Here is a 13356-nt window from a genome sequence, read left to right on the forward strand (position 1 = left end):
TTGCTAAAAAGTTATTGCTACTAGCTGAAGCGATAGTATTCTTGTGCCCAAGAAAGTCTTACTTTTTCTGAATCTTCAAACTGAAGCAAATATAAATCGTGAGCTAGTTTAGAATAATCAATTGCTTGTTGATTTTCTTTTGTTCTACTTTTTAGTAGTCGAACTAGTTGACGAAGGTAGTAGTAAAAACTTTCGTAATCGCTTGCAGTGATCATAACACTAAAGCGTCTATCCATAGCTCCACGTACGCCTTCATCACTTCTTAGTGATCTTAAAGCTGTTCCCATATTGTTATAAGATTTTTCATTTACTGAATCTTCAGATTTATTCAAATCTTTATAACTTGATTTTTCTGCAACACCTTGCTCGTACAATGCGTATATTTGCAAAGTGTTTATAACAGCTCGCAATTGGTAGCTAACTTCGCCATATTTATTGATGAAGCTTTCTGGCACATTGCTTAATATCCATGGCCATATTTCTACTGACTGACTTAATGGCTTACCAATTGTGTGACGTAGTTGAGCAAGCATAGCTCGTCTTGATGCAATATCTGCGCCATTTAAACATTGATTTATGATTTTACTGACAGCGCTTGATACTTTAATAGATTTGCTTTGATTTTCAGCCATAATAGCCTCCTTTCTATGTATTTTATTTTCCTGATAATTTTTTTAATCGACTAGTAAAAATGTTGTAAGCTGTAATTATATTTTTTGTAGATTCTTTCTCGCTTTGATCAGATGGTCTACCTGTAAAATCGCGCAATGTTGCATTTTCTAGCATCCCTTTTGCCTCATCTATGAGTATGTTATGCAAAGTATTTCTCCATTGAGTACAACGTTCATTCATTGAATCTTTTGGTTTAATATTTGATAACCATTCTCTAAACGGTTGATTAACTAAGAAATAAGCCTGACTAATGTACCTAGCAGAATATTTAGTTGCATCATCTTTATTTCTATTGCGTATTTCACATATGTCGAGAAGAAATTGCTTGTAAATGAATCCTATGGCAGATCTTGTATACTCAACTTCATTGTTAATTCTGTATACCCATCCATCGTCAGCATTATCAGTTACTACGACTTCATCAATATACAGAGTATCGCATATTTCATCTGTAGGAACCCAAGATGTAGCATTACCATCATCTTTCATACTTACAGCTTGCAGTGAAATAGAAGAACCAGCAATATCATGTTTAATTTCGTTCAGCCATTCCATAATTCCTGGTTTATGATTTTTTACACTACCATCGTATAATTCTTGCGATGTAAGTAGTCCAAATGATCTCCACATAGCTTCTTCTGTTCTATGCTTCCTTGGAGTGTATTTATCCTTGTTTTCACCTTCCTTGTTATACTGCCATACTGTCATTGGTTCAATAAAAGCATTTTTATGATTAATATCAGGAAGTTTCACTATAGAAACCGATATTGGCTTGTCAACACTAATATCAGGATTTATATATATTGCCCTACTCCAGCGAGTGTAAAGCTGGGAAATATTGTCAATAAATGTATCGTAAAACGAATTTTCAATATTTTCTGTTCCTGAATATTCCCAACATGGCTTTTGCTTTTTCTCAGGAGATTGCATTTCGTCAACAAGTACGCAGTTGAGCATAAGAGTTTCAAATAAATTTGCTCCTATTATCTCAATGCCACCGAGATCAAAAAGCCAACCTTTAGAAGCTTTATATTTTTCCGTACCAAACATGGTCTTATCTGCTAATCCAGCGTATGACTGTAAGGTAATAATCCATCTTGCTAATTGTGGTTCAGTAAGTGACGATTTGTTGTTATCAACATTATCTTTTGGAGAAAATACAGCTATTTTATTGTTACTTTCAGAAATCAATCGATTTATATTTTTACCTGATATCTCACTAGGAGATTTACCGCCAAGCTTTTTACTATCGATATCCTGTTTAAGTACTTGGAAAAATGGATATTTGTCATCAAAAAGGTAGAAATGATCATGCCATTGTTCTAAATATTTGAAAACTGCATCTGGAAACTTTTTTGAATTCCAAACTTCGCGCCAAATATCCATTGTTTCTTCATTGAAATCATCTTCAGTATCTTCACCTGAATCAAATTCACGAGAATTTCCCTGAATATCGTACCTAGAAAAAACAGTATGAAGCGCAGCAAGCAAAACACGAAGCAATGCAAAGTCCTGAGTTTTCATATCGCCAGCAAGAGCTTTATATTCAGATGCATGCTTAAACACATCTGTCATTGATACGAGCTTATTGTGGCCTTTTTCGTCTACAATGACGGAAATCCAAGGCTCATCTAGTAGATTAAATCTGCTCACCTTTTTTATTCCTTTCTGTCTTCTTCCGAACTCTTAATACATACAATACCACTTTTTTCAGAATAAGCAACTCTATATTTCGAAAATTCGCAAATGTTATTTTTATCGAATAGAAGTACCAAAGAACCTCGCAACCAAGTCTGATTATCCCAGTTTTGGAACTGTTTTTGCTTGCGTATTTTTTCTAACTCTTTAATTGTTTCATCAACACGACTGCTGTTTAATGTAAACATCCACGGCAATCCTACTGTTTCTCGAGCAAGTTTCATTGCAACTTCTGAATCATCAATATTTTGCGAAATATCTTCACAATCATGGAAAGTCCCATAACCAGATCCAACTTTTTTCACAGCAATAACTTCTATAGATTCACCGCTATTACGAACTTGAGCACATGCAAATTCATCAGATTCATTTGTAATTGAATTTTTCAATAAACCGACGATAGATTTTTTGCCGATTTCTGATTTTGGATTTTCAATTCTATATGTTTTGGCGGCACTTTCATTACTATTTCTTACTGAATCATGTTCTCTTTTTGCAGAAACATACGCATATCTCAAATCTTCTTGTAACTCTAAAGGATTATCTCCATAAACTATTTGCACTAATCGAGAAATATCTTGAGGCATATTTATAACATCTGGCAAATAGTATTGAGTTCTCATAAGTAAATATTTGCTGTAAATAGACTCTGAACCTTTATCAAATTCATAACACTCACTGGTTCCCAACACATATAAAATTGGTTTTTTAAGAAAATCCGGACGTTCTATCGTATGCCTGTGTAATCTACCAGTACGCTGAAGTAATAAATCTATAGGTGCGAGATCAGTAAACAAAACATCAAAATCAACATCAAGAGACTGTTCCAATACCTGTGTACCGATAATTATTGCACGAACAGGTCTATGAGCATTCTTGCCAATCATATTGCAAATCTGTTGTTCTTTTCTAACTTTATCTGTAGCAATAAATTGCGAATGTATAACCATAACTTCTTCGTCACTAAACTCACCAACGCATGCATTATAAATTTCTTGAGCTCTTTTAACGGTGTTTACTATAATCCCAGCAATACCGCCATTATTTAACAAAGATTTAAGCTCACTAACAAGTGATTCATGTAAGTTATCATCTGTTATTTTTCTTACAGAAACAGATCTATTATCACTAGCATCATTTTCAATAAATTTTTGTTTTACACAGTTTTTATCACTGTACGTAATTAAAGGATAATTATTTGTTTCAAAATCAACATTAGATTTATCACATTCTCTCCAACTAAATCCAAATAACCCACACATGTAGGCTTTTATAAGTTCTTTTCTACGCTTGGCTGGTAAAGTAGCAGAAAGTAACACTACGGGAACACCGTATGCTGCCATCCAAATAAGAGATTCTTCAAGATACTTATTCATATAAGCGTCATAAGCGTGCACTTCGTCAATAATTACAACTTTTTTACTTAAGCCCAAATGACGTAGCATAAGATGTTTTTGCTTTAACGAAGCTAACAAAAATTGATCTACTGTACCAACCACAAAATCATCCAACATTGCGGTTTTTCGCCCAGTAAACCAATCATTAAGTATTACTCCATTATTATTTACATCATTATTACTAGATCTACTCTCAGAACCATCATTCATATTTTGCATTCCATGCGGTAAATGCGCATAATCTGCATTCAGTTCAGCTTTACCATGAACTAAACGTAAACCAATTTCACCCTGAAAATCACGATTCACGCTTTTAAGCCAATCCTCAACTCGCCTAAACATTCCGTTAGAAGTTGCTTGAGTAGGAAGACCGAAGAACACTCCGCTTCTTCCGGTTAGATTTGCTAATTGCTCAGCGGCAATCAAAGAAGCTTCTGTTTTTCCTGAACCCATTGTAGATTCAAGAATAAAAATTCCAGGCTCTTTGCAATGAGAAATGACATTGTGCAACGCTGTCTGAATGCTATTCGGCAAGAAGCCAAAACGATGTTTGTATATTTGCGAAACATTGCTACAACAATTTAATGATTCCCATACGTCTTTAGAACCATGTTGTAACCACTTTTCCCAGCCTTTTCTATATCTTTCTTCCTGGTTTTCTATTAAATCTTTCTCTATTGGAATAAGCGGAAAATAGTGTTCATTGCTTGCAATCCAATCAGCCATAATTACTAATCCACACAACAAAACTTGTGCTGGTTCACTTATTTCTGGAAGATCGTCCACATTAGAAAAATCATTTCTTTCTAAAGCCCAATCCAAAATATCATTCTGCAATTTTTTCCATAATTTACTATTTTCACTTTCAGTTTCACTTTGATAATAATGGTCAGTATACGCAGATTCGTTACTTTTATAAACTAAATCATCATCTAAAGGCTTACCATGATGAGCGCCAACGATTGCACAAATTCCTTCAGGGACTCCAGCATTAGAAAGAATAGCTTGACCAGTTATAGTGTGATGACTATTCGAGCAATCTTCTGCCTTTTTAATAAAATCATCGATATTTGTAAAACCAACAGTAGCTAACTTATTTTTTAACGCAATATCTAAATCTTCTGAATTTGAATACGATTTTCGAAACTGAAAAACTGGAGTAGCTTTACCAATATCATGTATGCATCCTAAAAATTGAGATAACTTTTTTGCATCAACATGTTTGCTCAATGAGGCTTCAATCAATCTTCGCTGACCATCGCTAAGCCAATGATCCCATAATTGGCCAATAACATTTCCAGTATCTTCAAGGTGTTGAGCAAGAGGAAGCCATTGCATTACTCCATTAACTTCTCTCTTTTTACCCCATAATTCAGGATTAACAACATGATTACAATTCATGATTACCGTCTTCCCATTTCTCCTAATCCACAATGATTATTAAATAATGGCAAATATACTCTCAATAAGCGCTTTAAGAAAGATTGTGTTGCATATTTATTACTAAACTAGTTGAGCTTCAAACGTATTGCATGCATTTGAAGCTCAAGTAATTGCCTCGCCGATGCGAGAAAGACGATAGAACACGAAACATAGAAGGATCACACCCGCGCATGCGGGAAACTCTATCAAAAGCGATTATACATCAACAACATTGTTATTGTGATTCCTTGAATCTAGATCTTGTACGCATTCAGTTAATCCGTTTGTAGTATAAATTTAAAATTGTTCAAAGTGGTATAACTCTTGCAAAAGTAAAGCAGATGTAGATGTAGATGTTTAATGCGTAAGAAGAGTGTCATTCACAAAAATAGAAACACAGGCGTATCAAAATTGTTGCGTTAAGGAAACAGTTTTGATATTTGCGTATAGGTGTTTTTTAAATATTTCCCGGTTAGTTGATAGCGACAAAAAATATTGGGTGCTACTGCAGTGTGCTAGTGCCCAATATGATTTATTACTTTGCTAAGCTGCTTTCAGATTTCCACTTTTCTATGAGTTGCAATGCTTCTTGCTCAGTCGCATGGTTAAAGTCGTCACTATTATTTTCATAATTCAATACGAACGACGCTAATTTTATTTGCTCTTCTTTAGTAAATTCGCACAAATGATTTTTAGCGAAATCTTTAATTTCATTGTAAAGATTTTCTCTAGAAATATAATTTGAGTAACTTTTTAAATTAAAATCCCATCCATAACCATTCAAATCACGGAAGAAATATGCTTTAGTGCATATAAATTTAAGTTTACTCACTTTATCGTTAAATAGTTTTTTAACATAATTTTCAGCTCCTTCTTTATCAAGATTTTTCCACAAATAAAATACTATGTTAAATACTCCTGTATTTAACATATTTTCAGATTTTGCAATGAGTTTAATTTTATCAATATAGATTTTTTCTAGATATTCTAAATGCTTTAAGTTAACTAATTGCAAATCCTTACGCTCGGTTTTATTATTAAATCTCCCAAATGCCATTTCTTCTTGATTAAGAATAGTTGCAATAAGTCCAAGATTAGATTTATTGGAATTTTTAAGAATAGAATAAATTATTTCATAACGTTTATATTCAGAGTCTAATGTTTGAATAAAATAGAGTACAAATTCAGTTACTGAATCAGAAATATTATCTATCATATTTCTTTCCGTTGCTTTATTTACAAATTCTCCATACAAATTTATAAGCGTAAATACAACGAACTTAAAACGCTCATAATGTTCTTTATCAAACAATGACTCCATGTTTCTTAACAAATAGTCAAGGTTGCCTTGTGAATTAATATTTGTAACAGTACTAATTAAAAGATTTTTATCATATTTATACAAGCAATCATAAATTTCCTCTCTTGAAACCTTAATTCTATCTATATCGAACATAAAATATAAACTAAATTTTTCAACAGATGCGATGCGATTATCTCTTAAAAGTTGCAAATCATCTGAATGAGAATATTCGCCAATGTAATGAATAGACCTAGCAAAATGAGGGAACATCGATTTGAGCATTCGTATAGATGACTCTGAATTTAATCCTAACTGTTTGAATTCATTTTTATAGTATTCATAAGTTCTTTTTTCATATTTATTTAAATCGTTATATGATTGTGGTCCACATACATAGATTGAATTATCAATAATCCATTCATATAGCTTAGGCTCGAAAATTTCAATTGCAGTAATAGCTAATAAATCAACAAATGATGTTTCTTTCCATAAAGCGCCATATTTGAATCGGAAAGCATTAAGTAATCTATTTACATCCCTTATATTATTTACATATGGATTTACACAGTTTTCAAGTACTGTTTCAAAATATTCGTTATTTTCAAATTTTTCTTCATCTTTGTTTTTATGAACAATATCATTAAGGCGATCTCTTAATATTTCATGCACTGTTGTCTTATCAATTTCAGGAACTTCAAAAGAAACTTGAACAATTTTCTTTAAATATTCATCTCCGTCAATATTGTGATATTCAGACAAAGCATTGCAAACAATTTCCCTATCCATTGTAAGGACATAAATTATGTTTGGAAAATCGCCTACTTGCTTAACCAATTGGAAAATATCTTTAATTTGAGGAGTAGTTAATCTATCTATATCATCGATAAAAACAATTATTTTGTGGTTAAAATCTTCTAGCGCCTCACACAATTTTTCTTTAGCATCATTCAAACTAGGAGTTTCCATCAATTTAGCTCCTGCTGCTTTGAATGTAGTTTTCAATATAGGAGCGATTGCAGGCCCAACTACTGGAATAAGTAATGAAACGTCAATAATATCGGAATATTGACTTATAGCCTTTCCGATTTTCCCTTTATTCTCTTCTCCCTTAGCAACACCTAATTTATTCTTCAATTCATGGAAAAATAAACTAATCAAATTGTTCTTGTCTGAATAATTCCATGGCGAAAATCTTATAATTATTGGATAATGACATTGATCTTCTTCTTCAGTTTTTTGTGAAGTAAAAATTTTTTTGATCCTTTTGTATACTTTTGAATACCATTTTTTCTTCTCTGATTTATCTACTGGAATCTCAGATATTGCCATATTAATAATAGATGTCTTGCCGCTACCCCACTTTCCATACAAGCCAATTACAAGACCATCTTTGCTATCATATTCACAAATCGATTTTCCAAATTGTTTCACAAAATCAGATCTTCCCAACAAATCTTCATCAGCTTTTTCAATAGGTTTATCTGCAACGTAGCTCATATACTTTCTCCTCTGCTTATTTAATGCAGTATATCGTAGAACCATTTATATTCTAATTATTTATGCAAGTTATTCTTTAGCTAATCCTTACATATTACGCGTTTCAAAAATTGAGATACAAGCCAAAGATTTTGAAAATGCTATCCTTAAAACGCAAACTGGAAGATATAGCATTGCGGATTGAAAATCAATAAATAAAGGGTGTTATGTTATGGCTTTACAATACTGCCAATAAAAAGAAGAAAGTGACGTTCCAGATTCTTCTATGTGAGTTCAGAAGATATTAACCGCCATTCATTTCGATATTATAATACTTCTATCTTTCCTATGATAAAAGCAATAGGTTTATAGTTTACGTAACTTAATCAAGTACTTTTACAGCCTTCATTGCAATATCAATATTTTAGATTGTAATATAAATAAAATGAGACTTTAAAGAATTGAGAGAATATTTTGAATAGTATTCAGTCATTATGTATTAATGTTAACTTAGATAATTTGGTAAGTAATATTATTTCTTCAGTAGTATCCTATATATTTGTTGCATTAATGTCTTTTGTTTTGTGTTTTTTGGGTTTAGATAGAATAAAACAATATTTATTATCTAAAAGTAGTAAAATTCCATATGTTGAATTTAATCTAGACAATCAGTATGTGCGAAATATAGGACTGGAATCTGCAACCGATATTCAGCTATTTAAAATAGATTTTTCTCTAGATAATAACTTTGATTACATCCAATTAAAGTATATTGATAGTTTACCCAATTTAATTAAAAACCAAAAAGAAGATATTCAATATATTCCAGATGATTGTTTAACTGTTCATGAATATTGTTTTCTTCTTCAATACTCAAATATTTCAGGAATGTATTTTTGGACTTTAATAATTCCAACTAGCCCACGAGGTGACAACTTTATTCAAATCAATCCCCATTTTATAAAAGATAAACATAAACTCAATATTGCTAGTAATAAATGCAAATGTCCAAGATGGATAAAGAGTGCAGTGTTAAAAGACAAGAAAAAATACAATGGCTAAAATTGTTGCGTTAAGGAAACAGTTTTGATACGACAATTAAATTTTATAGTCAAAAATTCATACTGCTAAAATAAAAGTATTCAATTCGAAAAAACATTTGTAAATTTGCCACTCTTAGTAGTTTTTTATTAATGGAATATTTCTTGTCAAATAGCTATCATTGAATCATGATGAAAGCTATTGTTCCACCTAAGTCCATAATTGTTGATTTACCTTATAAGGTTTTCAAAGATAATGAACTAGAGCATAGCATTAATGAAAATCTAAAGTATAAAAGAAGTGATCTTGATAACCAAACTATTCAGGTTTTGAAGCATTACTTGCTGAAATTTCCAACTGTTTATATTGTTCATAAAAAAGAATACGAGAAATATACAGTCTATGTTGGTGAAACTAACAATATTGAGGAGAGAACAAAACAGCATCTGAATGCTGATACTAAAATCAGAGATGATTGGGAGAAACTGTCTGAAGGTAAAGTAAAACAGTATATTATTGCTAATGAGCATTTTAATAAATCACTTACTCTAGATGTTGAAAATCGCTTTATGCAGTACTTGTTAAGCGTCGATTCAATTAATGAAGTTACTAATCGTAGAACCAATCCTCAGGGTGAATATTATCCTGAAGAAGAGTTTGAACGTATTTTTTCTGGAATATGGGTTCAGCTTCATGACATGGATCCAGATTTATTCCCAGAAGAAGGAATTATTCGCGACTCAGCTTTATTTAAAGCGTCGCCGTTTCATAAATTGACTACTGAACAGAAGAGTATTGAAAGCAAAGTTATAGATATAGTTAATGAAGCTCTACAATCAAAAAATAAGTGTAACTCTGATTCATCTACGCTTATTTTATTAGAGGGTGATGCTGGTACCGGAAAAACAGTTTTACTTAGTGATTTGTTCTATAAAATTTGTAACAAGCTAAGCAAAATAAAAAACCAATCACTCCAATACAATTATGAGGATATTGAAGAAGGAAACGACGAAGAAGATTATGATTATGAATATAAGCAATTTTCAACTATTAATAGTAGGAAAACTGCTTGCATAATTGTAAATCATAAAGAACAAGTGAATGTATACAATCAAATAGCAACAAAATTACGTTTACAAAAAAATAATGATGAACTTGTTATGCTGCCTTCCCAGTTTATTAATCGTTTTAGCGAACAAACAGAACAAGGACGTGGCATTATTGACAGACCAAAACGTTGCTGTGATGTAGCTCTTATTGATGAGGCTCATTTGCTGAATACACAAGCTAATCAGGCTTACTCTGGTTCAAATATGTTGTCTGATATTTTATGTAGGTCTCGAGTTGTTATTGCAGCTTTTGATCCTAATCAAATTTTACAAAGCAACCAGCGTTGGAATTCCGAAGATTTAGAAAAATTATTGGGAACAGATTACAAGGATAAGAATTCTTTCAAAAATAATGATGATGATTGTGGAGAATTATTATTAAATGATTCAATAAGTGTGAGTGTCCGTCGTTTCATTCTTGAAAATCAGATGCGTATGAGAGCTAATGAAAATGTTCTCGAATGGATTAAAAATTTTGTATACAATGGTTGTATTGATACTCTTCCAGTATGTCGTAATTATGAAACAAAAAAAGAAGATTCAAATACTGACAATAAACCTTTTGATTTCAAAGTATTTGATTCGCCCATTAAGCTATTTAATGCTATTAAGTCTAAATCTGAAGAAAAAGCTTCGGGGTGTGATGGACACGGATTATCACGTCTTGTTGCAACATACGATTGGGAGTATAAGAGCAATAAGAATAATCCTAATTCGGTAAATGGTACTTGGAATGTAGATTTGTATTGCGATAACAATGGAAAATGGCATATTGGACTTGGTCAATATGCTAATGCTAGTAGTTACGAGTTGGAAATTTTGGAAAAAGAAGGTAAGGTTTTTAGCCATCCTTGGAATTATCAATTGTCATCGCAAAACCACGCGAAGCATTCGCGTTCAATAAAAGAATCAAAAAAATCATGGGCAGAACAGTCTCATACTATAAATGAGATTGGATCCACATTTACTATTCAAGGATTTGATTTAAATTATGCTGGTGTAATAATTGGTCCATCAGTGCAATATCGTAATGGTAAAGTTGTTTTTTGCCCAGAAAATAGTCGAAACGATAAAGCAACTAATAAGAGGCACATTAAAGATTTATCAGCAAATAAGAAAATTGCGCTAGATTATTCAATTGATAATCTTAGAAATGAGCTTAATGTGCTGCTTAAACGCGGAGTTAATGGACTCTACATTTTTGCTGTCGATATGGAATTAGAAAAAGCGTTATTAGAGGCTCACTGCAAGCGTAATTCATTAAATTAATTTGGGCTACCTGCTTATGTAACAGAATCTTCTGGCAACTTTTATCCACAATTGCCTGGAAAAATGTTTGTGTGTGTAGGTAAGCAAAAAGTGTATAAAGTTACGCCTGGATATTCTGTATTGCAAAACTACACTCTTTAGTGCACACTATGGATATTGGGTACACTTTTTAACGATAGGAAAAGCTATCGTTAAAAGGTTTGAGAATCTATTTTCTACAAAACAATTTTTTATTCTGGTAGAAAATTAAAGCACCTTTTTGTAATGATCCCAAAAGTTAGATTTTTGGTCCAACTTTTGGGAGCACTACATTAGTTAATTAGGTGTTTTTAATCGATAACTCGATTATAAAACTTACTTGCAATAATATTCGATTGCCTTGTTGACAAATACTGATGTCCCTTCGCCTGCAAACGCATCTATATTTTTCGTAAAATCACCACCGGAAGCATACATCTTGCCAAGTCCGGATAAAATCTCATTCGAGCACTTATAGAAATTAGCTGTAATAAAGTCCTGCAGTTTCTTTACCAAAGCCTGAACTTCAACTGAATCGCTGGGTTGTGATTTTACCTTGCCAAATTCTGCAAAAATCAGCATGAGTTGTTGATGGAGCATTTTTGTTTCCTCGCTGTTTCTCCTTTTTTCTTTAGCTTCAAATTCCTTGAATTCCGGTGTATCTCCCCAATACTCTTTTGCCTGTTTGGCATACTCATCAATTTTGCTTGTGTCAAATGCTGTAAAGTTCATATAGTTACCTCCTAATGCTTTTAATCCCTTTGCAAAAAGAATTAAATTTTCCAAATGCTCTTTTTTCAGGATTAATAATTTGATTTGTTGTTCCAGCGCTAAATCTTTGTCGAAATGCTCACTGGTTATTATTTCTTTAATTTCTTTGAGCGGAAATTCCAAAGCTTTAAACAGCAAAATGGATTGTAGTACCTTTAGATCCTCATCACCATACAACCTATATCCTGACTCCGAATAAGCAGACGGTTTTAACAAACCGATTTTGTCGTAATACTGAAGAGTACGAATACTAATTCCTGCTATCTTGCTGACTTCATTCACTGTTTTCACTATTTCACCTCCTTACTTATCACTAGAATAAAGTATTACGCAATGTCATAGTCAAGTATTTTTTGCTAGCGTTGCCGTCTAATGCTCAACCTAAGACTGTTGTATTTATACAGCTTCAATCGGCAAACCATGAGTTCCGATTGACACCTATCACATCTTTTCTGAGTTAATAGTTATGATGTAGATTTGAAATACTTAGGATTGATTCATCCTAAAATATAGGGCACAATCCCCTTAAAAGGAGGCTATCGTTATGAATGTAAATACAGATACGCTGATTTCAATTTCTGAAGCCAATCAAAACTTCTCAAAGGTTGCTCGTCTTGTCGATAAATACGGCTCGGCTGTAATACTAAAAAACAACTCTCCGCGCTATGTGATTTTAGAGTTCCCTAAAGCCGATGAGGTTTCTGCTCCAGCTGATGATGAGGTCATGGCTTTATCGGATATGTTCATCAAAAAGAATACAAAAGTCTATGAGGAATTAGCTAAATGAAGTATTTAACACGAGAACAGGTGATTAAACTTCACCAGGCTCTGATTGAAACAAGCGGTGGTTCCTCAGGTATTCGTGATGAGGGAATGCTTGATTCTGCATTAAAGACTCCACTACAGACTTTTGATAAAAGTGAACTTTTCCTTCACTACTGGATAAATCCACATGACTAACCTTTGGTTTGATCAAAAACCACCCTTTTATTGATGGCAATAAGCGTATTGGCACCCACACCATGCTAATCTTTCTAGCTCTAAATGGCATCACGCTTTCTTACAATGATGAAGATTTGATCGATATCATCCTCAAAGTCGCATCTAATCAAGCCAATGAAAGCGATCTTTATCAGTGGATAGAAAACCACCAAGAATAATGCTCCCACATTCGAGAGCA

At 32.7% G+C, this 13356-nt stretch carries 10 protein-coding genes; 5 read left to right on the top strand and 5 right to left on the bottom strand.

What is annotated here, in order from left to right; all coding sequences use genetic code 11:
• Positions 1-20: 20 nt before the first annotated feature.
• The 4 genes from casB to HXT58_RS02745 form a co-directional block, all read right to left on the bottom strand.
• Positions 21-632: a type I-E CRISPR-associated protein Cse2/CasB gene (gene casB / locus HXT58_RS02730; RefSeq protein ID WP_004106700.1), complete on the bottom strand. Its 612-nt coding sequence runs from the start codon at positions 630-632 to the stop codon at positions 21-23.
• Positions 633-654: 22 nt separating this feature from the next.
• Positions 655-2325 (bottom strand): type I-E CRISPR-associated protein Cse1/CasA, encoded by a 1671-nt coding sequence (locus HXT58_RS02735; protein WP_410295881.1) that lies wholly within the window; start codon positions 2323-2325, stop codon positions 655-657.
• A 5-nt stretch (positions 2326-2330) separates the two neighbouring features.
• Positions 2331-5168: a CRISPR-associated helicase Cas3' gene (gene cas3 / locus HXT58_RS02740; protein ID WP_410295880.1), complete on the bottom strand. Its 2838-nt coding sequence runs from the start codon at positions 5166-5168 to the stop codon at positions 2331-2333.
• Positions 5169-5724: 556 nt separating this feature from the next.
• Complete coding sequence (locus HXT58_RS02745; RefSeq protein WP_415705958.1) at positions 5725-7989, bottom strand: KAP family P-loop NTPase fold protein; 2265 nt, start codon at positions 7987-7989, stop codon at positions 5725-5727.
• Positions 7990-8442: 453 nt separating this feature from the next.
• On the opposite strand from HXT58_RS02745, the gene HXT58_RS02750 reads away from it, so the two are divergent.
• Positions 8443-9030: a hypothetical protein gene (locus tag HXT58_RS02750; protein ID WP_004106708.1), complete on the top strand. Its 588-nt coding sequence runs from the start codon at positions 8443-8445 to the stop codon at positions 9028-9030.
• Between the two features lie 167 nt (positions 9031-9197).
• Positions 9198-11387 carry a DNA/RNA helicase domain-containing protein gene (locus HXT58_RS02755; protein WP_174143345.1) on the top strand — a complete coding sequence of 730 codons (2190 nt, stop codon included), beginning with the start codon at positions 9198-9200 and terminating at the stop codon, positions 11385-11387.
• Positions 11388-11741: 354 nt separating this feature from the next.
• On the opposite strand, the gene HXT58_RS02760 is transcribed toward HXT58_RS02755, so the two are convergent.
• Positions 11742-12467, bottom strand: coding sequence for a MerR family transcriptional regulator (locus tag HXT58_RS02760; protein ID WP_004106712.1), 726 nt, complete (start codon positions 12465-12467; stop codon positions 11742-11744).
• 253 nt (positions 12468-12720) lie between these two features.
• On the opposite strand from HXT58_RS02760, the gene HXT58_RS02765 reads away from it, so the two are divergent.
• Genes HXT58_RS02765 through HXT58_RS02775 form a run of 3 tightly spaced genes read left to right on the top strand, consistent with a single transcriptional unit; the run spans position 12721 to position 13336 of the window.
• A complete protein-coding gene (locus HXT58_RS02765) occupies positions 12721-12963 on the top strand; it encodes a prevent-host-death protein (RefSeq protein WP_004106718.1) in 243 nt (80 codons plus the stop codon).
• Positions 12960-13136, top strand: coding sequence for a Fic family protein (locus HXT58_RS02770; protein WP_231880198.1), 177 nt, complete (start codon positions 12960-12962; stop codon positions 13134-13136). Before HXT58_RS02765 ends, HXT58_RS02770 begins: the two co-directional genes overlap by 4 nt.
• Before the next feature lie 8 nt (positions 13137-13144).
• Positions 13145-13336, top strand: a complete 192-nt coding sequence (locus tag HXT58_RS02775; protein ID WP_231880199.1) for a type II toxin-antitoxin system death-on-curing family toxin — start codon at positions 13145-13147, stop codon at positions 13334-13336.
• Positions 13337-13356: the final 20 nt, after the last annotated feature.

Origin of the sequence: Gardnerella sp. KA01000 (assembly GCF_049244035.1) — a bacterium.
Taxonomy (GTDB): domain Bacteria; phylum Actinomycetota; class Actinomycetes; order Actinomycetales; family Bifidobacteriaceae; genus Bifidobacterium; species Bifidobacterium leopoldii.

What these genes read in the sequence shown, in the direction of transcription:
- HXT58_RS02745 (WP_415705958.1), bottom strand. Translation starts at nt 7,989, where the DNA reads ATGAGCTACGTTGCAGATAAACCTATTGAAAAAGCTGATGAAGATTTG.
- HXT58_RS02765 (WP_004106718.1), top strand. Translation starts at nt 12,721, where the DNA reads ATGAATGTAAATACAGATACGCTGATTTCAATTTCTGAAGCCAATCAA.
- cas3 (WP_410295880.1), bottom strand. Translation starts at nt 5,168, where the DNA reads ATGAATTGTAATCATGTTGTTAATCCTGAATTATGGGGTAAAAAGAGA.
- casB (WP_004106700.1), bottom strand. Translation starts at nt 632, where the DNA reads ATGGCTGAAAATCAAAGCAAATCTATTAAAGTATCAAGCGCTGTCAGT.
- HXT58_RS02770 (WP_231880198.1), top strand. Translation starts at nt 12,960, where the DNA reads ATGAAGTATTTAACACGAGAACAGGTGATTAAACTTCACCAGGCTCTG.
- HXT58_RS02755 (WP_174143345.1), top strand. Translation starts at nt 9,198, where the DNA reads ATGATGAAAGCTATTGTTCCACCTAAGTCCATAATTGTTGATTTACCT.